Below are 21,079 nucleotides of genomic sequence, written 5' to 3' on the forward strand. Positions count from 1 at the left end.
TGTGTTTATAGACCTTGGGGGAGATATTTATTTTTAAAGGGCTAGAACCACTTTATTACTTAAACCAGAGTATTTAGTTTTCATTTTTGTAAAGCTGACTTTCAGCTGATATCGACTAACCTTTATTTAATAAGGTCACATATTTGGAGCGTAAAATGACGGTTTCAGCAATACCAAAGGGGTATCATGCAATTACTCCTTACTTGATAATTAACGGCGCAGCAAAAGCAATAGAGTATTATGAGAAGGTATTTAATGCCCAGCTCATTATGCAAATGCCGCTGCCAGATGGCGGGATTGCTCACGCAGAAATTAAAATTGGTGATTCGCATATTATGCTTTCAGATATGTGCCCTGAAGCGCATTTTAAAAGCCCTGATGAGCTTGGCGGAACGCCTGTGAGCTTAATGCTTTACGTTGCAGATGTAGATGCCGTATTTGCTAATGCGGTTGCCTTAGGTGGTAAAGAAATACGCCCAGTACATGACCAATTTTACGGTGATAGGGCCGGTACATTACAAGACCCATTTGGCCATGTATGGACAATAGGCACTCATAAAGAAGACCTCAGCGATGACGAGATTAGTCAACGCATGGTTGATCTGATCAGTAAAGAAGAAGACGCATAAATTACAGTGGCTGATATCTGATCTCATAGTTTTGAAAAATAGGTTTATATTTCATCTGAAAGACAGCTATGAGCGAGAAGCAGCCATGAAAAAGTTAAATTTATTCCTGTGTTTTGAGTAGAAATCTAATTTTGTCCAATAACATTATTAAACGCCGTTTTGGGGCAAAATAACATGCTTAATTTCTAGATGTTTTAATTACTTGTTTACAAAGGTAATTATTGGTGAAATTATCATGGTATGTAATATACGCCGTTTTGGTGTGTTATAAACCACCAAGATGGTGTTCAATGTAGGAGTATCGATGAAAGATCTATTTCCAGGACACTTTAAAGAGTCCCAAGAAAACCTAAGGGAAGTATGGGACTCATGTGTTTTTGTATTTGATGCAAATATATTGCTAAATTTATATCGATACTCAGATGCTACTAGAAACGAATTTTTGAGCCTATTAGAAAAAATAAATGACAGGGTATGGTTGCCACATCGAGCAGCCGAAGAATACTTAAATAACCGATTATCAGTAATAGGTCAGCAAGAACAATCCTACGATTCGACGATTAAATCTATTAACAGTCTTAAAAGTGACTTGGACAATGCTAGGCAGCATCCTTTTGTCAGCGCACCGACAATGCGTAAAGTTGACTCTGTGTTTAATAGCTTATGCGAGGAATTGTTACGCAACAAAGAATTTCATACAAGGCGAATATCGAATGATGAGATAAAGGATTCACTATCAAAAATATTTGAAAATAGGGTCGGCGAGCCTTTTGAAAAAGAAAAATTAGAGAAGTTGATAATTGAAGGCGAAGAACGCTATAGACAAAAGATTCCGCCAGGATTTAAAGATGGATCAAAATCCAAGGATTCTGAGGTATTTTCTGACAAGTGTCGCGAGTTTGGTGATTTGATAGTTTGGAAGCAAGTTTTAGAGCACTCTATTGAAGTTGATAAAGGTATCGTACTTGTTACTGATGATAAGAAAGAAGATTGGTGGGAAAAGTTCAAAGGCAAGACGGTTGGCCCCCGTCCTGAGTTGGTGAAGGAGTTTAAGGATAACGCTAAAAATACCTTTCATATGTATCAAGCTGATCGCTTCCTTGAGCTAGCTAGGGAAAATCTTGGTGAGCAGGTTAGCCCAGAGATTGTTGAAGAGATTCGTGAAGTAAGGCGCCGAGATAGAATGGCGTTTCGGAAAAAACAAGAATATGAACTACTCAACCGCCAAAAGTCTAAGATTAATCATATGATGCAAGAACTTGAGCACACTCGTCATCAAATGATGAAACATGAAAGTGAAATGTCTTCTCTGCAAGAGAAGCGTCATATGTTAGACGCTGAAAGAATGGAGTTGAGAAAATATAGAGAAAGCTATTCAGAGGATGATCGTGAAATAGATATGGAGCCGTTCATGCGTCACTATTCAGATATAAATGAGAATTATCATTCAGTAAGAAGCAGACTAGAAGAGTCAAAAGGCAGGTATGAAGAGCTGCAGCACCGCACAATGCAGCTTGAGCATGAATTGGCTCGCCACATGAAATACATTGAACAAGAAAATGCAGCAGACTCGTAAACTCGCCGCTGATTTTGGCGTTGAGGCTGTAGAATTACTCTTTTTTAAGAAAAACAGCCCGTTTTATGGGTTCCAAATGCATTACCTAATGCTTTAAACACGCTTAGAGTTAATTTCAGGAGCTCGTTTTTTAATTGAATGTGGCTGTTGGAGTTATTCTACAGCCTCGTTAGGCGCATTAGTGTCGCGGGTAGAATTAATAAGTATATAAATTGTAAGGACTAAAATGATTTCATCTAATGAGTTACTAAAAAATCTTTACCAAAAATCATTAAATGATTTTCAGTGTTTTACTGATAAATTTAGTGAAGAATGTCTTCATGGTCCATTATTGATTAATCCAAAAGCATATTACGGTCAAGAAACAAAGTTACTGATCATTGGTCAGGAAACCTATGGTTGGGCATCAGAATATACTGATATAAATGCGCAAATCTCATGCTATGAAGAATTTAATGTAGGTAAAAACTATGTTAGTTCACCATTTTGGAACGTGACAAGAAAAGTAGAGAGGCTACTTAACATTGAGCCTTATTCATGTGCTTGGTCAAATTTGAATCGCTTTGATCATAATGGAGGCTCTCCCGTTGGTGATGTTGAGCTTGAAATGCCACAGTTTGACAGAATCCTAGTTGATGAAATTAAAATTCTTAAGCCAGATATTTGCCTGTTCTACACGAATCATAAATACGACTGGAGATTAAAGAATATTTATGACGGTTTGCTGATGGAGGATATTCACGGATTGCCTACGAAACATTTCTGCAAGCTTTCGCACCCAAATTTACCGTTTAAAAGTTACCGAACTCCTCATCCAAAGACAATGAGAATGCAAGGGTGGGAAAGTCAGTTCATAGAGTATCTAATAAATATAAATGGAGTGTAATTCGCCTAACAAGGCGTTTAAAAATCGGAAAAAATACAGTTGGTTATTTTCACTCCGTTCAACATTGTAACCAACTATATTTAGCCGTTTAACGCGGAGTTGCCTCCGTTGGCGTTTAACCAAGGCGATAATTGTGACTATATCGAGTGTGATTTTATTTTGTTGTACATTGATGACCCCTCTTATTATTTTATATACTTCTTTGTATTATGAAAAACGAAACGCAGTAAAAGTGGTCTCGTATTATAATCATTTGGTAAAAACTCGTTTGCGAGGCGAAGAGCTTAGTTCAGTCATAATCATGGAACTAGATCCAGTCAATAGAATTAAATTTACTATGGGCATGATTAAATTTATTCCTTACCTTCCATTTGCTAACTTGATGAAACATCTAAAAACCTCGCTGGAAAAAAGTGAAGTGTTTGTTAAAAAGTGCAATGAAAATGATGGTTTTATTCATGAAGCTAGTGTTCAAGACTTGGTATCTCAAAGGGCAGCTTGTTTACAGTTCTATTTTATTGCTGAACTACTCACTTGTAATTCAATTCGATATCGAATCATTTACAAAAAGTGGAGTGAGGATTCTTCGTATTATTGGGAGTACTGGAAGAAAAAAATTCTAGACTTAATCATAGTTAAGAGGCAAAAGGCATAACAAACAATTTAAGCGTGGCTCACACCTTAATTGGGCGGTTACCGAACGGCAGTTTTTGGCACTTAAAACTCAAAGGGGTCACCCATTAGAAAGTTCCGGTCAAGCAGGCAGCTGTGTTTTCTTGATCTTTTTATTCAAAAAACCAAGTGTTGTTACTTTTTAAACTCACTTTAAATATGACTATGCATCCAGTAATGACGTCGATTGGTGTGAATATGCACCAGTCACCCATATGAATTTAGGCAGTTTAATTAAGCATCATTGATGATTAATTAAGGCCCTTGGCTTTCGCCTCAGTCATCGTTTAGTAAATAAAAGGGGTCAAATCTTGACTTCAGACATCAAAGGTCTAGATTTATAGTTTACTATTCATTGAGTGAATTACTATGTCTAGGCCGCTGCGAATAGAGTATGAAAATGCGTTTTATCATGTAATGAATCGAGGGAGAGGGCGCGAAAATATCTTTTTAAGTGATAACGACTTTAAGTATTTTTTACATTGCATTGAGCAAGCAAGTATTCGCTTTAATATTGAAGTGCATTCATATTGTTTAATGACCAATCATTACCACCTGCTAATCAAAACCCCTGATGCAAATTTAGGCCGAGCCATGAAGCATATTAATGGCCTTTACACCCAATACTTTAATAGAGTACATAACACCGATGGTGCGCTGTTTCGAGGGCGCTACAAAGCGGTGCTGGTGGATGCTGATAACTATTTATTGCATGTTAGTCGGTATATTCATCGTAACCCAATTGAAACGAACATACCGTTGGTAGAAGAGCTTGCTAAGTATAAATGGTCTAGTTATCCAGCTTTCATTAAAAGGGGAGCGACGCCTAAATGGCTAGTCCGAGGCTTTATATTTTCGCTGCAAGGCAAAAAGCGTAAATATGCTGCTTATAAGCAATTTGTTGAATATGAAAACAATAAAGAAATAAGCGCTTTTTATAGTGCTAAAAAGTTATTGTCGGTTTTGGGTTGTGAGGACTTTATTGAAAACATAAAAGACTATATTGTTAAATCAGATAGCGAAAGAAAGCTTGTTAGTAAAAAACGCTCAGCAGATGATGTTATAGCTTACTTAGCTAAACACTTTAATGTTGAAGTTGATGAGATTATAACGGTTAAAAAGGGGCGAAAAGAGAAAAATTTACCACGCTGGTTTGCTATAAAATTATGCCAAGATTTAACGGGATTAAATTTGCAGGCATTAGCAGATGTTTTTAATGTTAAACACTATTCGGCGATATCAAAAACTGTCGGTAGATTAAATGCATTAATGATTGAAGATAAGAAGGTTGAATTACAATTAGAAAAACTTCGAGATTGTTTGATATCTGAAGTCAAGATTTGACCCCTTTTGGTTTTTTGGCATCTTTAGATAAGGTCGAATGTCTGTAAATTGTTTATTTATCTAAACCTTAAAAGCAGATAGTAGAACTGTGGTATTTTAACGGTCGAAAATTTCAGAAGGTGTATAAATAGTGAAGTTGTGGCTTAAGGATGATTTGGACTCAAAAAAAACGCTTATTCAAAGAGCGATGCTATTTTCTGTGGTCACCTTAGTAATATTATTCTTGTTTCAACCTTTTGGCACGCACAGCGATACTATTTCCTATAAATATCTGCGTCTGTCTGGTTATGGTTTAGTGACTTTTTGTGCTTTATTGCTGGCTGGGTTCATAGAGATATTATTAAGCCGTAGACGGTTAAATAGCCACATTAGAAAAGGCCTTATTGCTACTTTGTATATTGGCTTTGTAGCGGTATTTAATCACAGTTATTTTGTGGTGGCCATATTAGGTGTTTGGCATTGGCAGAATCAATTGTTGTTTGTTTTTTATATTTTAGCCATTGGTTTGTTTCCGATTATTTTTATGTTTTTAGTTAATCGACATTCAGTTGCTATTACTCAGTCTCAGCCAATTGCCCTTGAGTCAAGCCAAGCGAAAAACGCTACGCTAACCTTAGAAAAACAAATAACCTTAAGAGGTGACAATAAAGATGACATTGTACAAGTCAGTTTGTCGCAGATTTTATTTATCAAATCTGCGGATAATTATTGTGAGCTTGGTATGCTCGAAGATGAAAATTGCAGTCGTAAGTTATTGCGCGGCTCGTTAACCAAACTGTTAAAACAGCTTCCAGCTGACGCTCAGGTGGTACGTTGTCATAGATCTTATGCAGTAAATCTTGGTTTAGTTAAGTTATGGCAAGGTAACGCCGGTGGTTTGCAATTGACTATGCAGGCTGGCGATTTGGTAGTGCCCGTCTCTAGAACCTATGTAGAAGCAACAAAAAAGGCCTTGTCATTCGCCCCTAAGGCTTGTTAATCACCGCAAATTTTTGTCACTAAACCCTAAATAATCAGCTTTAGCCCTAACTCATCGCCATGATGAATTGGGCTTGGCATGCTTAGCTCGAATTTTGAATTTCTTACTAAGCAGGTAACTATGAATCACACAATCAAATCACTAATATTATTAACCACCTTTATGTTCTGTCACTATTTTATGCGTGATTTTTGGGGCGAGAGTTGGAGCGAAGTATTACTTAACCTAGATCAACAAACTTATCTTTTACACACCTTGGCGAAATATCTATTTATCTACGGGCCACTTGTCTTAGTGGCGGTCTTATTATTTAAACAACACCCTTGGTATGACGTAATAGGTGTAAACGTGTCTGGCAGTCAGCACTACTTATTGGCAGCTGTAGCTTGTTGTTTGCCTATGACCTTAGGGTATGCATTCTTAAGTACCGAATTAGACCTCTCACTGCCTGGCATTATTACCGGCTCAGTATATGCTGGGTTGTTTGAAGAAATTATCTTTAGGGCAGCGTTATTTGGGGTGTTATTTCACTTTTGTCGTTGGGGATTTATTCCTGCCGCATTAATTAGCTCGGTTATTTTTGGTCTAGGGCATATTTACCAAGGGCATGATGTTATGTCTGTTGTTATGGCGCTAACCATCACAACTATCGCTGGAACATGGTTTGCGTGGTTATATTGTGAATGTGGATACCGCATTTGGTTTCCTATGTTTATGCATATTTTCATGAATGCAGCTTACGGTATATTTGGCATGTCAGGCGGCGCCGCTGGTGACCTAGAAGGCAACCTTTTCAAGGTCACTGCCATTATTCTAAGTATAATTTATGTGCATATACTGGTGCGTAAAGGGAAAACACGGGAAATAGCCTTTAAAACACTATGGCGCAACAATGGCGATGTTAATTCACAACCTCAATCAGAACTAACCACTCAAAACAGCTACTAGGAGAACCACTATGTTTGAATTATTTTTAGTTATGCTAGCCCTTACCTCACCGATTTTAATTATCATCTTTGTGCGTAATTATTTTAATTACAAATCTGAGGTCAATCAGAAGATATTAGCGCTGCAAAAAGACACAGATACCGAAGCGGTGAATAACATGCAGAAAAGGGTAGAGCAGCTGGCTAAAAGAGTGATAGTGCTTGAAAAAATAGTCACCGATAGCAAGTTTGAGTTGGGGCAGGAAATCAGCCAATTGTGATTGATGTAACAGACAACAATAAACGGCTCATGTTGAGCCGTTTTTTTGTTTAATAATTTAGTAACCTGGAGGAGCGCTATCTAACAAATAAACTTAGTTTCACGTTACAAAGTTTTATGGTCGGCTAATAGATAATGAGACATGCAAGATTTGCTTGCTGACAGTCGCAAAAACGGCAAGAGCGGCCGTACGTCATTCAGAACCATACGAGAACATTGTGCCAATGCCCGTCATTCGAAGTCACGTCAGTTAAACTGATTTTGCGATAAATTGTCAGTCTAGTTCGCATCTTAAAAGGGAAACTAACGCCCAAAACGGTCATAAACATTTATCACCTGACCGTTGAAAAAACAAACATAATGGACTTTGCCGCTAAGCTTGTAGTGTTTTTTAAAGCCAAAATCTTTAATTAAAAGCCAGAGGGGTCAAGCCAGTAAAAGCCAGAGGGGTCAAATCTTGACTTCACACATCAAGAATCATCAATGTCCGCTTCTACCACTTTGCCGATATTACGGCTGTGAGCGATAACCCTCAAGATTTCAAAAATGCTGTTTATATTTCATAGTGCCCTTAACTGGGAAGCAGAGAATTATATTGAGAGTGTGACTACTTAAAAGGTTTAGTTATTAAAATATTTTCAAATAAACTTTTTTGGAACATGTATAAGGCGTTTTTCACAATAGGTGTTTTTCAATAACGTGACCCAAAGCGCTGTGACTTTTATTATCTTGCTAGGGTGATTGATTGCAGCCAATCCATAAAGACAGTTAGGCGTTTAGTTGGTTGTCTACGTGAAGAATAGAGCAAAGACACCGGCATTGGCTCGGCTTCAAATTGAGGTAGGACAGAAATGAGCTGGCCTTTCTTGATGAGGTTTTCTGCACCAATCGCGGGGAGTTGGGCAATGCCAAGCCCTGCTAAGCAAGCATCTAAATAAGCATCTGTGCCATTAACCGCTAGGCTACTTGGCATGGATTGTTGTTTTACCTTGTCGCCTTCCATGTATTCAAATTGGGCATCGAGATTACCAAGCGTATGAGAATATTCGATCAGTTTATGATTGGCTAATTCTGCAAGACTCTGTGGAATACCATATTTTTCAACATAGCTTGGCGACACACAGTTTACGCTTCGGTACAGCGTTAATGGGCGAGCGATAAGGCTGCTATCGTCAAGATTACCCACTCGAATGACGCAATCAATGCTTTCTTTAATTATATCAACTCGATAATCTGCGCTGCTGATCTTTAGGCGTATGTTGGGGTATTTTTCGAGGAAGTAGGATAAATGCGGAATGACAACCGTAGTGGCAAAACGACTAGGCATGTCGACTCTGAGTACCCCGCGAACATCATCAGAGTTACGTTGGAACTGGCTTGCCAAAGCGTCTAACTCGGCGAGCAGTACTTGGCACTGTGGTAAGTAAGTCTCGCCGTCTTGAGTTAAGGTGACGCTGCGCGTGCTGCGATGAAAAAGCCGCGTGCCTAATTCACTTTCAAGCCCTTGAATAGCACTTGATACGCTTGACTTTGGCAGGCCAAGTGCGTCTGCTGCCTTGGTAAAGCTGCCAAATTGAGCAACCAATACAAAGCGCTGCATGGCTTCAAATTTGTCCACATCTTCTACCTTTGTTTGTTTTATCCGAACAATGTTATCACTTTTGTCATGTATATCTAACACAATAAATTATCTACTCTGTTCTACGTGGTCAGAGCCGCTATGGTTTAAGGTTTTAAAATTGTTACAGAATAGATTGGAGAGAGTGATGAATAAATTAGCAATTATTACTGGTGCTAGCCGAGGGTTAGGAAGAAACAGTGCTTTAGCGTTAGCTGACAAAGGCATAGACGTTATTTTTACTTATCACAATAATGTTCAACCGGCACAAAATGTGATTGAAGAGATTAAACAAAAAGGTCGAAAAGCCTTTGCTCTTCAATTGGATTCGCGCGATTTTGATGCCATTCCTGAATTTGTTAGTCAGGTTGACGGATTGTTGACCAATGAATTTGCACGAAGCGATTTCGATTATTTGTTAAATAACGCTGGCACAGGTTTGCGTGCAAGTGTGGAAGAAACCACTTATGAAGAGTTAGAAAATATGCTGGCAATCCATGTAAAGGGACCTTTCTTTTTAACCCAAGCATTATTGCCACATATTAAAGACGGCGGTCATATTCTTAATATTTCATCTGGCTTGGCACGGTTTAGTATGCCAGGTTCAAGTGCCTACGCGATGGCCAAAGGTGCAGTCGAAGTCATGACGCGTTATATGGCAAAAGAGTTCGCAAACCGACAAATTCGCGTAAATACCTTGGCACCTGGCGCCATCGCGACAGACTTTGGCGGTGGTAATGTGCGTGACAACCAACAAGTGAACCAAATGGTGGCATCTGTTACCGCCTTGGGTCGGGTTGGGGAGGCTGACGATATTGGTAAAGCCGTTGCCATGTTACTGAGTGAAGACAGCAGCTGGATTACCGGACAGCGTATTGAAGCGTCTGGCGGTATGTTTCTTTAATTTACCGCTAATCTTAGTGCTCTGCCGAATTATTTTTTATAAGGATTCAAAGCTCTCTTCGTGAGGGCTTTCATCACTACTATGAAGCTCTTAATATATTGTCAGAATTAGTTAAACTCGAGCAGTGTTTACTGGCTCAGACTTGCTTTGACAGTTCAAGTTAAGATTTATTCACATAAATTACAGTGGTTTTTTTAACCTGAATTTTGCTTTCGCTTTTTGCATTAACCCTGCCCTATTATTACAGGCTGGGCAGAAGGTAATTAAGGAAAGGTAATTTCAAATGTTGAGGCTTTATTCAATAGTGGTAATAAGGATTTTTCGCGTCTTAAGTCCTTTAACTCACGTTCTAATTGGCGTTGCTGTGTATTTAACTCTTTACGCTGCGTTTGCGTGATGTTATTGCTGTTTAATTGCTGATTAGTTTCAGAGAGTTGTTGTTTTAGCTCGGTTAGACGGTTATCAATTTCTATACGACGTTGTTGAATTTGATAACGGTCGTTACCTTCTTCCCACGCTTTTCGAAATGCACGGCTGTTACATACACCGTTATACGAGACTCCACGCATAGCAAGAGTAAAGCCGTTTTCAGGTTGACAATACACCGCTAAACCACGTTCGTAGCTACTTTTGAATTGTGCTATATTTGGGGTAATATTGTAATCGTTACACGCCGCGATCTTTGTTATGCCATCGGCATAATCACCACCGTTTACGCCGTGCTCATAACCTAAACTTTGCCAACTAGCGACTTTACACTCATCTTGACTTAACGTTGTGCAGCCATTAAGTAGTGCTATACAACTTAATATAAATAAACGATTTGGCATAACTATCCTGTTATTTCGCTCTGTATCAATACGGTATAATACGTTTCATCGTTATTAAAAATCTACAATTTAAGCTGATTTGTAGACTATTTTAAGTAAAAAATTATGTGTTTTATTTAGTTTAATTGCCACAAAGCGCATCTCAACTAGTGGCGTTTTTTACTGCGAGGAGCGCCTAGTACAATCGCTATTTGGCAGACACATATCGACAAAAATCCACTTATGCCCAAAGCTCCGCCAAAATTACTAAGGTAAGGCACTAAATTATCAAACAAAATCGAAAAAATAACACTGGCAGAAAACAGCGTGTAAATACCAAAGCGTTTTGGTGCGCTCATGCCTATAAATGTTCCACCAAAAAAAATGCTGCTATATAGCTCTGCGTTGAACTCGGTGGTAAGTAAAATAAGGTAAGCGATAATAGCTAAAATTGCTGACGCTCTAATCGCATCTAGACGGTTATGCTTAGCTAAATAAAAGGTCAAAAACGCGCCAAGTAAAGCAAGTGTTACTGATGATAAACTCATGCCGCGAGCCCTTTAGCTAATACAAACAAAGCAACACTAATAAAGGCAATACTTCCTAATTTACCACCAAAGCCAGTAAACACTTTAGTCGTCAGTACGTATAAAATAGCCCCAATCAATGAAATAATTGCTAATTCCCAATAGGTATTAATCAACCCCTGAGAGCACATTCCAGCAAAACTACCAGCATAAACAGCTGCGTAAGGATGATTTGCATACTGTTTTGGAAAAGGAATAAAGCTGCCAATAAGTCCGGTTAGGCAAGATGCAATAACCGCAGGCACTGCAAATTGCGTATGAAGGGTAAAACAAGCAACACATCCACTAAAAAAAGCGATGTATTTTAGGAGAAAAAATTTAGTCATAGAGTCGGTGATTTTTCTTAACTGAAGTACTTAATTCTGAATGAAGTTAGTGCTAGCTTATTATGCTTGGCACTAACCATTATGCAATTAATCAAGGTGCAATTAAACTAGATGCAATTAAACAAGATATAATTAAACAAGGTGTTGCTCAAAAAATGCTAAAGTTCGTTGCCATGCAAGTTCTGCATTCGGTTTATCGTAACGGCCCGTTGAGTCATTATGAAAACCGTGATTGGCATCTTTATACATATACATTTTGTAATCTACATTGAGACTTTTTAAATCGCGCTCATAGTCAGGCCATGTTGCATTTACGCGCTCATCAAGCTCGGCTAATTGGATCATTAACGGGGCTTTAATATTTTTGCGCAGAGCTTCGCTGGCGGGCGTGCCGTAAAATGGTACTCCAGCGCTTAATAATGATGAATCAACCGCAGCGAGGTAATTGACAATATAACCGCCAAAACAAAATCCAACGGCACCAAGTTTACCATTACTGAGTGGGTGTGATTTTAAATAGTGGGCTGCGGCAACAAAATCATTTTGAATTTTCTCTTTATCCATTGAGCTTTGCATGGCTCGCCCTTCGTCATCATTACCCGGATAACCAACTAGCGGAAATAGCGCATCGGGTGCAAAAGCGACAAAACCCGCTTTGGCTAAACGACGGGCCACATCTTTTACATAAGGGTTTAAGCCTCGGTTTTCATGCACCACTAAGACTACCGGGCGCTTGCCCTTTAATTGCGTTGGCACTACTAAATAACCTTGTCCTTTGCTATGACCATTGGGAGAATCAAAACTTTGATAAGTTGCTTTAATTGATTCATCATTAAACGAAACTTGTTCGGCTAAGGCATAATTTGGTAATAACGCTGACGTGAGCACTGTCATTGAATAACCAAGGGCGACTAAGCCACCAAGTTTTTTCATAAACGTGCGTCTATCCATTTTGCCATGAGCGTATTCATCGTACCAATCAAAGGCTTCTTGAGGAATGTGATCTGAATGTGGGTTATTCATTGCAGTGCCTATATGTTATTGATTTAAGATTTAATAACATAGCTGAGAGAACTCAAAATGTATATTGCTGTATGCTTAATATACTTAGCTAACTTCTTCACCGGCATGTTTTGCGGCTAATTCATCAAGTTCTGCGCAAGTGTAATCAAACCCCGCGCCATCGAATTGATAATTTACTTTAACGTCAAAACCACCATTAAGAAGTTTTGTTTTTACTCGGGCGACAGGCCAATGCTTTAATTCGTTTAAAAAACGATTAGCGATTTGACCAGATTGAAAGCGATAGCGTATTTCTGAATTCATATAAAGTAAGTATAATTTGGGCTGTTAACTTCGCAGTTTGTGGATTTAGCCGATTTAGTCAAGTTTTTTGTTCTTTAACATGCTTGATAAGTTCAATTGTGCGCTTATTAGCATTGGTTTTCGTCTGCTTTTGCTTTAACGTAAGGGTCTGTCAGATAAAATAGTTTGCGAGAAGATTACAAGGTATGCCTAAGTACGGTATAAGAGTGTCATGAAAACGCCAAAACAGATTTTACCGTTAATAGAAGACGGTATCGTTGATGAAGTCATCAGCCAATTAATGAGTGGAAAAGAAGCCTCGGTTTATGTGGTTCGCTGTGGCGAGCATATTCGCTGTGCGAAAGTGTACAAAGATGTACAACACCGAAGTTTTAAACAAGCAGTAAAATACCAAGAAGGACGTAAAGTACGCAATAGTCGCCGCGGTCGTGCGATGGAAAAAGGCTCTAAGTTTGGTCGTAAAGAACAAGAAAACGTGTGGCAAAATGCGGAAGTAGATGCGCTTTTCACGCTTTCTCGGGTTGGCGTAAAAGTACCACAACCTCATGGTTGTTACGATGGTGTACTGATCATGGATTTAGTCACCGATAATGATGGTGATGTTGCGCCGCGTTTAAATGATGTGAGTTTAACTGCTGAGCAGGCAATTGAAGATCACGCTACTATGGTTCATTACATTCGCTTAATGCTATGTGCGGGTATTGTGCATGGTGATTTGTCTGAATTTAATGTGTTAGTAGATAGCTACGGTCCGGTGGTGATTGATTTACCGCAGGCAGTAAATGCGGCGGCGAATAACAATGCGCAAGAAATGTTTTTACGTGATGTACGCAATATGCGCTTGTATTACGGGCAGTACGCACCAGAAATACTCGATACGCGTTTTGGTGAAGAAATGTGGGCTTTGTATCAAGCGGGTGAATTAACAGCAGAAACTGTTCTTTACGGTGAGGTTGCAGATAACCATGCTGAGGCTGATGTTGATTCAGTGCTTGATGAAATCAAAGCTGCATTTGAGCAAATGCAAGAAAACCAAGAGCGAATAAAAGCAGCACAAGCACCTGAAGACGACTAAAGTTTATTAGCTTCATTATCGATTTTAAAGATGCGCGCTAACAGCATTAAATTCTGTTAGACTGCGCAGCCTTTAGCTACTCGCGGTGAGTTGCTTTAAATGACAGTTAGGAACGCAGGTGTCAAAATTTTTCTATCGTGGTAAGCCCGATATTATGGGTAAAAATAATCAAGGTACTTATCAGCCTAAACCGAAAGTAAAACCTGGTAGCGAAGAAAATCCGCTCGTTTTACAGGTGCAAAGCGCTGCACGTGAACTTGAAATAAACGCTATTTTGATAGCTAACGATTTATTTGCAGATATTCGTGTTGATAGTACGCTTGCTGAAGATATTACTCCTTTAGATATTGTGCTTAATAAACCTGTTACTCAAGTTTTTGAAAAAACACCACAACGTAATGATCCATGTTCGTGTGGCAGTAATAAAAAATACAAAAAATGCTGTGGTTAAAATATCTTGTTTAGGTGTGTAAACTCAGGTTGGTGCTGGTGTTAGGAACTTAAAAAATCAGCTCCAGTGATATAAAACGGCAGTTGTATTTAAAAGCTATATATTCATTAGCTTGTGATAGCGTTATTTAATATAGCGCTCACTTAATCAGCGAAACGTGTATGAAATACAGTGATAATAAACTTCAACAACAAACGGCAAAAAACACCTTACAAGCCGTGTTTTCAGCTGTATTTGTAGTTACTCTGTTTTTAATAGTTACCTCGTATATTTATTTCTATCCTGAATTAGATAACAGTATTTTTTTTAATGGTGTCCTTACCGACGCAATTAACCTATTAATTGTGGTGGCTATTTTTATCATTGTCCAAAGGGCCAACTTATCAGTTTTTGCTTATGTTAATTTAAGCATCGGTTTATTATTGTGGTCAGCGGGTTTAACCTTTGATCTACTTGATGAAGTGCTGATCCAGCCTTTGTTTATTGGTATTTATGTTGAGGATGTTTTACGTACTGCAGGCATGTTGTTTACTTGTTATGGTTTAAAGTTAACTATAGGCGATTTAACAAGTGTGCAGCAGCAGTTATCAAAAGAGCTGATCACTGATTACTTAACCCAAATAGCGAACCGCCAATTTTTTTATCAATATATGCAAAAAAATCAATCCGCCCCGTATACAATTTTGCTTATTGATATCGATTTTTTTAAAGTGATTAATGATCAGTTTGGTCACGATAGGGGGGATCAAGTACTGATCGAATTATCATCTTTATATGCCAAAGCTTTACCTAATAATAGTGTTTTTGCACGTTTAGGTGGTGAAGAGTTTGCAATATACCTGCCCGGCGATGACCGACCAAAAGCCTGCGATTTAAGTGAGCAATTACTATCACTTGCACATACCATTGAACTTGCTGCTAATCGAACGGTAAGTGTAAGTATTGGTGTGTCATTTAAGGCCCCAGAAGAAGCGTTTAATGAGGTAGTTAAACGTGCTGATCAAGCCTTGTACAAAGCGAAAAATAGTGGCCGTAGCCAATATTACATTGCTTAATCCCTAAGCGATTGATTACAGTAAAATTTACAATTTTAATTGGGGGTTTTTACACTATCAGTTAAATTTATTTGCCTGTTCCTGTTAAATTGTATTAAAAAATGCTTATAAAACAATGTACTTATTAATTATGCAAGGCTGGTATTGAGCTTGCAATATGCTTATAAATATAACTTATAAGCACTACCAAGGTGATACTATGGCTGTTATGCAGCGCTTAAAGCAAAAAACACGACAATTTATTGATTCAAAGCATATGTTAACCAGCATAACGGCGGCTTCATTTTTAGAGTCAACGATAGTTCCTATCCCTCTTGAAGCAGTATTGGTGCCGTTGATGCAAGCGCGGCGTGAAAAGCTTTGGCTGATAGCCTTAATGGCGACTTTAGGCTGTATTATTGGGGCTTTGTTTGGTTACGCGCTTGGCTATTACTTGTTTGATGCGGTTGGCGATTGGGTGATCAATACCTTTTCAAATCCAGAGCAGTTTGAACACGTAGAACAACAAATGCAGCAGCAAGGTTTTTGGTTTGTAATAATGTTGGGGATAGTGCCAATCCCTTTTCAAATAGCTATGCTCGCAGCGGGTGCGACCAAATATTCATTAATAATGTTTTTAATTGCGACGACTATTGCCCGTTCAATTCGGTATTTTGGTCTGGCGCTGGTGGTGTATTATGCTGGCAATCAAGCGGAGCGAATTATTACAAAACATAAAACCAAAGCAATGCTTGGTTTGACTGTGTTGGTGTTAGTTATTTGGTGGTTAACAACGGTAATATAGCCGCCAAGTGACGGCTATATTTGTTTAGTTTACTTAACATCGCCATGGATAAGTGAATGTACTTGGCGCCAATCCACCAGTTTAAAATTTTGTGGTTGCTGTGGCATACGATTGTAGCCATCTTGCACTATTAATACGCCAAGAGGGTAGCCAGGCAGCGGTTTGGCTGTAACGGTTAAGCCATCGGTTTCTGACACGCCATCAATACCGTTATTTAAGTTTGCAAGAATATTAAACTTACTGACAAACTCAAGGGTAGGGTGTTTTTCACCTTTATTTATGCGATACACGACATAACTATTGTCACCTTGGCTAGATACCACTAATAAGCGCTCGTCTTTACCATGATAAATCTCCATACCTTCTACATCATCAACTAGCATTTCATTCACGGATTGCAATAAAATAGGCGCTTGCTGTGAATCAGGCTCTGCTTGGATAAACCAAATACCAGCGTCTTCCTCACCGGCAAAAAGTTCCCCATTTTTATCGTCACTACTACAGCCTTCTGGTTGGCTAGGTAGATTAAATTCGCGCACCAGTTTGCCCGAGACTTGTTGCTGTTGGCTGGTTATTTTATATTGCTGATATAACCCTGATTTATCATTCACAAATACATAGTCACCTGATTTCGATGAGTACATGCATAAGCCATAAATCTCACTCAAATTGGTAGCCACGCTACCTAAGTGGTGTACGCTGTTTTGTATGTCGACAGTGAACAAACTAATGCTATTTTCACTACGGTTACTGGCTGCAATTAGAGTGTGAGTTGGGTTGTTGATATTACTACTTTGACGAACGTCAACATTGTTAACTCTACCTACGTCAAGGCTTTGAATTTGCTCTCCAGCTAAGTTATAGATCATCAGTCCGCGACGTTTATCTGTGCCAATGATCAAGCTTTTAGCGGCGTCGGTTGGATGCACCCAGATGGCTGGATCGTCTGCGGCATCACCAAATGCTGCAACTGGTGTCGTTTGCACGTTTGCATACACATGTGCTGTTTTTGCAGTGGTGGTGTTGGTTTTTGTCGTACTGGTGATTGGGTCTAAAATTAACTGGCTGCTGCGGTACGCGCCACTTTCATCGTCATACATAATGGCTTGAGCAGTAGTGGCGTTATTATCAATTACCACAGAACCAATACTGAGATCTCCAGAGACACGCCACTTTTGTTGTATACCTTGCTCTGGATTATATCGGTATAGGGTGTTATTGCTGCTGCTAGTAAACCAGAGGCTGCCATCAGTGCTGGTGGTTAATGCGCCAATACCGCTGGCCAGTTCACCAAAGGGAGCAACCATGGTAAGGGGTTGTTTACTCGCTGAAGATTCTGCATTGGCGTTCATTTGCCAAATGCCAAGTTCTTCTTCACTGATAAATAATTGTTGGCTTACATCATTAACCGCACAACCCGCAGCTTCATTTACACCGGCAAATTCTCGGACCGCAATGTTAGTGGTTTGCTCTGTGGCAAAGTTATAAATTAAGGTTTCGCGCATTAAGCCGCGAACATCAGCAACAAAAGCAGAAATACTCCCGGTATTGTGATTGTTAAATAGGCAGACCGCTTCAGGTTTTGCTTGTGGTGCAACAATCGGTGCGTGCTCCGTTAGTTGCCAGTTGCCGTTACTTTGAGTTAGGGTGAAAACGGCAACCAGATCACGTTCATTATCAATACTGGTCACTAAAAAGCGATTATCGCCAATAGTACGCACTGACAGAGTTTCAAAGTTACCCGCGTTAAGTACTTCGCTATGTTGTTTATTTTGCTCTACTACAATTAAGCCTTGGCTTTCACTGGCTAGTAACCATGCATCATCAAAAAGCCAAGCAGCTTGCGATCCTTGAGCATTATTTTGTTGCCAAAATGGTGTGCTGTTAAGCTTTAGTGTAGTTTGGCTTGGTTGAGTGGAATTAACATCTTGGCTGCTGCAAGCGCCTAATGTTGCTGTGAGTGTTAATATGCTCAGTGCATAAGCAAGTGGTTTAAGTGTTGGCACGAGTAAAGTCCTAAGTTAGCCATGTATGCGATGCAAGCTAAATAACTTTTATGACAAAACCGTGACAAAAGAAAGACTTCTGCAGTGAGAGTAAAGCTATTTAGGTTTCCTTTCATTCAATGCTTTTTATTTTATCCATCTGTTTTTATTGGTTTTAATTTTTAACTTTTAGTTTTTAAATGGCGCATTAGAGCATCGCTTTCATGCTGAGCTGATGTGACCCTAAGCATGATATAGCGGTTATTTTTCTGTGATGGTGGTGTGTATTTCTGTTTTCATTTGCGCTAATGCTTGTAGCACGGAACGTTGCCAAATAGCTTTAAATGCCTTACTAAATAAATATAAGAATAGCAAAGGCATGATAAATAATTTGATGATTAGTAACGACACTAAGTTTAAAAATTCAATAAATAAGCCCTCTAAAGAATTAGCCATATCGGTAATGCCAGTGGTAACGGTATCAACGACTTTGCTAATTAAATTGCCAGAATTACCTGCTAGTCGGTCGTTATAATCATGCAGCTGTTGTTGCAGCTGAGCTTTCTGTTGATATAACGCGGCGAACTGATTGTTGATAGATGCTTGTTGTTGCTTTAACTCGCGCTGTTTTTGCAGTAATGGTTTAGCCTCGGGAAGCTCTGTTAAGGTGAGTTTTTCGGCTAAACTGCGGGTCGTTTGAATGGCGTCAATTTGCTTATTTAATTGCTCAAGCTGCTGTTGGTTATCTGTAATAATTGCTTTTAATTGTTGTTGCTGAACGGCAATAAGTTCGAGTTCATCGAGGGTTGTTTGCTTGTCACTGTTAATTTTTGCGCTCAGTTGTGCTGATAATGTGGAGGTTGCATTAGCCTGTACGCTAAGTGTGTCAACGGTCTTTTCAACATATTGATTTTGATAATTGATTTCTTCATCTAGAAAGGCTTGGCTGGCAAGCCCAGTTGCAAGTACCACAAATGGAATTAAAAACCGTACTAAAATCAGGCTAGCGAGTAACTTACCTTTAAGCTGTTTTAAATACCCAAAATAATCACAGACTAAATAACTAATGACGCTGGCGGTAAACAAGGCGCTAAAAAATACCCCTGATGAAATAGTAAATAAAATCCACTGGATAAACAGTGAGCCTAATGATATGCGCATCGCATCGGCAATGTATTCGGCTAAATCGTTCACCGGATCAAGCAATTGCGCAGGCGCTATGCTTGCTATACCAATACCGACTTCAGCCGACTGTAATAAAGAAATAATGCCGTTAACACTGCGTGCAGAAGCATAAACTAATGATGACTGCACTAAGGTTTGGTCAAGAAAATCCATGATGTAGCTGTTAAATTGCTCTGACCAGCAAAGTAGTAGCAGTATAAGTATGGCAATATACTTGATAACATCTCGTTGTTTACTTTGCATGTATTCCTCAATAACATTAGTTAGCTTGTTCGACGCTACACTAATTAGGTGTCACTACGCAATTATGTTTGATTGAATTATTATAGCTATTAACGGTCAATGAGTGACCTTCACGCAGTTTTTGAGAATTTATGAAAGAGTCCGCTTCACTTGTACAATGTTGTATTGATGATCTTGATCCCGTTCAAGATCTGGGTCGGTTAGTTGCTTATTTACGGTCAAATTTAGTAACTCATCTAGATGCTGGCCTTACGCCAATGGATTTAACTTCGGCGCAATATATTGTTGTGGTGCTATTAGCTCGAGGCAAAGTGCATACTTTGGCAGAGCTATGTGAGCATATGGTTTATGATCGTGGCGCGATGAGCCGTTTGTTGTCTCGTTTAGAAGAAAAAGGCTTAGTTGCAAAACAACAATCCGCAGAAGATCGCCGCTCTACGCTATTATGCCTTACGGAAAAAGGCCAACAGCTTTACCCTGAAATACTCCCTATTGTGAATAATATTTACCGCACAGCACTAATCGACTTTTCTGATGATGAAAAAAAACTGTTGGCAAAGCTGTTATTTAGAGCAATCCATAATTTGAAATCGTAAATCTAGCTAAGGGTTATATTGCTGTGAGTGCAGAGATTTGATAATATAGTTGCCTAGGCATTTATATTTAACAAATCGCAGGGTGTTATGATCGAAGCTACTTTATTACAGCAGTTACAGCAGCAATTTCCAGAACATCAGTTTGCAGCCGAAAATTTAAATGTTGTTCATACCGGACGTTTTGCAAATGCTATTGTCTATCGTTATACCGATCAGCAACTCGATTTAGTAATTAAAGATTTTCAACATAGCCCATGGTGGATCAGAAAAACCTTTGCGCCTTTGTCGGTGAATCAAGAGTATAAAGGGCTGGCTCGTTTAGCTGGCATAACTGGAGTGAGTGGGCGATTTTTACGATTATCGCCGATTGCTGTTGCCTATGACTATATTACAGGCACACCACTTAAACAGTTAGTACAACAAAAAGAAGTGCTACCCGTTAGTTTTTTTAAAGATTTTGAACGACTGGTTGCATTAATGCATCGCCGAGGGGTTGTACATTTAGATTTGCGCAATTTGGGTAATGTGCTTTGTAGTGATGATGGTAAACCGTATATCATCGATTTTCAGTCGACGATACGATACGCGCGATTTCCTCGCTGGTTACAGCAATTTATGCGTGGTGCAGATATGTCGGGTGTTTATAAAGCATGGGCAAAGCTTGCTGATCAACCTCTGCCAGATGCCAAAGCTGATTATTTAAGTAATTTTAATCATGTTAGAAAGCGTTGGATTTTTAGAGGTTACCCGATCCAACGTGCATATATGTGGGGATGTGGAATAGCTACGCAAATCGCCTCCGCTATCATGGAGCGTTTTTTATAAAGCGCGTTATTACACGCT

The 21,079-nt window shown here is 39.1% G+C and carries 23 protein-coding genes; 15 read left to right on the top strand and 8 right to left on the bottom strand.

The features are described 5' to 3' along the window. Positions 1–155: 155 nt before the first annotated feature. From FW757_RS00115 to FW757_RS00150, 8 genes are all read left to right on the top strand, one after another. Complete coding sequence (locus FW757_RS00115) at positions 156–629, top strand: VOC family protein (protein WP_145237712.1); 474 nt, start codon at positions 156–158, stop codon at positions 627–629. Between the two features lie 304 nt (positions 630–933). Continuing rightward, a complete protein-coding gene (locus FW757_RS00120; protein WP_182794053.1) occupies positions 934–2,205 on the top strand; it encodes a PIN domain-containing protein in 1,272 nt (423 codons plus the stop codon). 226 nt (positions 2,206–2,431) lie between these two features. Next, positions 2,432–3,091, top strand: a complete 660-nt coding sequence (locus FW757_RS00125) for a hypothetical protein (protein ID WP_220493439.1) — start codon at positions 2,432–2,434, stop codon at positions 3,089–3,091. Between the two features lie 133 nt (positions 3,092–3,224). Beyond that, on the top strand, positions 3,225–3,746 hold the full coding sequence (locus FW757_RS00130; protein WP_182719668.1) for a hypothetical protein: 522 nt from the start codon (positions 3,225–3,227) through the stop codon (positions 3,744–3,746). A 386-nt stretch (positions 3,747–4,132) separates the two neighbouring features. Continuing rightward, entirely contained in the window at positions 4,133–5,107 is a 975-nt protein-coding gene (locus FW757_RS00135; RefSeq protein WP_182719669.1) for a transposase, read from the top strand. Between the two features lie 130 nt (positions 5,108–5,237). Then, the gene (locus tag FW757_RS00140) at positions 5,238–6,086 is read left to right on the top strand and encodes a LytR/AlgR family response regulator transcription factor (protein ID WP_145237698.1); all 849 of its coding nucleotides are present in this window, start codon (positions 5,238–5,240) and stop codon (positions 6,084–6,086) included. A 120-nt stretch (positions 6,087–6,206) separates the two neighbouring features. Further along, positions 6,207–7,034, top strand: a complete 828-nt coding sequence (locus FW757_RS00145) for a CPBP family intramembrane glutamic endopeptidase (RefSeq protein ID WP_182783789.1) — start codon at positions 6,207–6,209, stop codon at positions 7,032–7,034. 10 nt (positions 7,035–7,044) lie between these two features. Then, a complete protein-coding gene (locus FW757_RS00150; RefSeq protein ID WP_145237690.1) occupies positions 7,045–7,293 on the top strand; it encodes a hypothetical protein in 249 nt (82 codons plus the stop codon). A 723-nt stretch (positions 7,294–8,016) separates the two neighbouring features. Here the strand turns inward: FW757_RS00150 and FW757_RS00155 are convergent. After that, positions 8,017–8,910, bottom strand: coding sequence for a LysR family transcriptional regulator (locus FW757_RS00155; protein WP_182783791.1), 894 nt, complete (start codon positions 8,908–8,910; stop codon positions 8,017–8,019). 148 nt (positions 8,911–9,058) lie between these two features. Between FW757_RS00155 and FW757_RS00160 the strand changes: the two genes are divergently transcribed. Next, positions 9,059–9,814 (top strand): SDR family NAD(P)-dependent oxidoreductase, encoded by a 756-nt coding sequence (locus FW757_RS00160; protein ID WP_446440714.1) that lies wholly within the window; start codon positions 9,059–9,061, stop codon positions 9,812–9,814. Positions 9,815–10,077: 263 nt separating this feature from the next. Here FW757_RS00160 and FW757_RS00165 read toward each other — a convergent pair whose 3' ends face one another. The 5 genes from FW757_RS00165 to FW757_RS00185 all read right to left on the bottom strand — a co-directional run bounded on the left by FW757_RS00165 (position 10,078) and on the right by FW757_RS00185 (position 12,862). Further along, positions 10,078–10,644, bottom strand: coding sequence for a DUF2799 domain-containing protein (locus FW757_RS00165; RefSeq protein WP_446440715.1), 567 nt, complete (start codon positions 10,642–10,644; stop codon positions 10,078–10,080). Between the two features lie 146 nt (positions 10,645–10,790). Then, a complete protein-coding gene (locus tag FW757_RS00170; protein ID WP_149980924.1) occupies positions 10,791–11,171 on the bottom strand; it encodes a hypothetical protein in 381 nt (126 codons plus the stop codon). After that, on the bottom strand, positions 11,168–11,536 hold the full coding sequence (locus FW757_RS00175) for a hypothetical protein (protein WP_179959150.1): 369 nt from the start codon (positions 11,534–11,536) through the stop codon (positions 11,168–11,170). Before FW757_RS00175 ends, FW757_RS00170 begins: the two co-directional genes overlap by 4 nt. Positions 11,537–11,668: 132 nt before the next feature. After that, positions 11,669–12,559 (bottom strand): dienelactone hydrolase family protein, encoded by an 891-nt coding sequence (locus FW757_RS00180; protein ID WP_446440716.1) that lies wholly within the window; start codon positions 12,557–12,559, stop codon positions 11,669–11,671. An 84-nt stretch (positions 12,560–12,643) separates the two neighbouring features. After that, positions 12,644–12,862: a hypothetical protein gene (locus FW757_RS00185; protein ID WP_145237669.1), complete on the bottom strand. Its 219-nt coding sequence runs from the start codon at positions 12,860–12,862 to the stop codon at positions 12,644–12,646. A gap of 211 nt (positions 12,863–13,073) precedes the next feature. Between FW757_RS00185 and FW757_RS00190 the strand changes: the two genes are divergently transcribed. The 4 genes from FW757_RS00190 (at position 13,074) to FW757_RS00205 (ending at position 16,227) form a co-directional block, all read left to right on the top strand. Further along, the gene (locus FW757_RS00190; protein WP_145237666.1) at positions 13,074–13,937 is read left to right on the top strand and encodes a PA4780 family RIO1-like protein kinase; all 864 of its coding nucleotides are present in this window, start codon (positions 13,074–13,076) and stop codon (positions 13,935–13,937) included. A gap of 118 nt (positions 13,938–14,055) precedes the next feature. Next, the gene (locus FW757_RS00195) at positions 14,056–14,388 is read left to right on the top strand and encodes a PBPRA1643 family SWIM/SEC-C metal-binding motif protein (protein ID WP_145237663.1); all 333 of its coding nucleotides are present in this window, start codon (positions 14,056–14,058) and stop codon (positions 14,386–14,388) included. A 161-nt stretch (positions 14,389–14,549) separates the two neighbouring features. Beyond that, the gene (locus tag FW757_RS00200) at positions 14,550–15,443 is read left to right on the top strand and encodes a GGDEF domain-containing protein (protein WP_446440717.1); all 894 of its coding nucleotides are present in this window, start codon (positions 14,550–14,552) and stop codon (positions 15,441–15,443) included. 199 nt (positions 15,444–15,642) lie between these two features. Beyond that, the gene (locus FW757_RS00205) at positions 15,643–16,227 is read left to right on the top strand and encodes a YqaA family protein (RefSeq protein ID WP_145237660.1); all 585 of its coding nucleotides are present in this window, start codon (positions 15,643–15,645) and stop codon (positions 16,225–16,227) included. A 29-nt stretch (positions 16,228–16,256) separates the two neighbouring features. Here FW757_RS00205 and FW757_RS00210 read toward each other — a convergent pair whose 3' ends face one another. Beyond that, positions 16,257–18,233, bottom strand: a complete 1,977-nt coding sequence (locus FW757_RS00210) for a phytase (RefSeq protein ID WP_446440718.1) — start codon at positions 18,231–18,233, stop codon at positions 16,257–16,259. A 240-nt stretch (positions 18,234–18,473) separates the two neighbouring features. Next, positions 18,474–19,640, bottom strand: coding sequence for a hypothetical protein (locus FW757_RS00215; RefSeq protein WP_446440719.1), 1,167 nt, complete (start codon positions 19,638–19,640; stop codon positions 18,474–18,476). 131 nt (positions 19,641–19,771) lie between these two features. Between FW757_RS00215 and FW757_RS00220 the strand changes: the two genes are divergently transcribed. Beyond that, the gene (locus FW757_RS00220) at positions 19,772–20,236 is read left to right on the top strand and encodes a MarR family winged helix-turn-helix transcriptional regulator (protein WP_149980919.1); all 465 of its coding nucleotides are present in this window, start codon (positions 19,772–19,774) and stop codon (positions 20,234–20,236) included. An 87-nt stretch (positions 20,237–20,323) separates the two neighbouring features. Beyond that, positions 20,324–21,061 (top strand): RIO1 family regulatory kinase/ATPase domain-containing protein, encoded by a 738-nt coding sequence (locus FW757_RS00225; RefSeq protein WP_446440720.1) that lies wholly within the window; start codon positions 20,324–20,326, stop codon positions 21,059–21,061. Positions 21,062–21,079: the final 18 nt, after the last annotated feature.

Source organism: Pseudoalteromonas sp. 1181_04 (assembly GCF_052850545.1).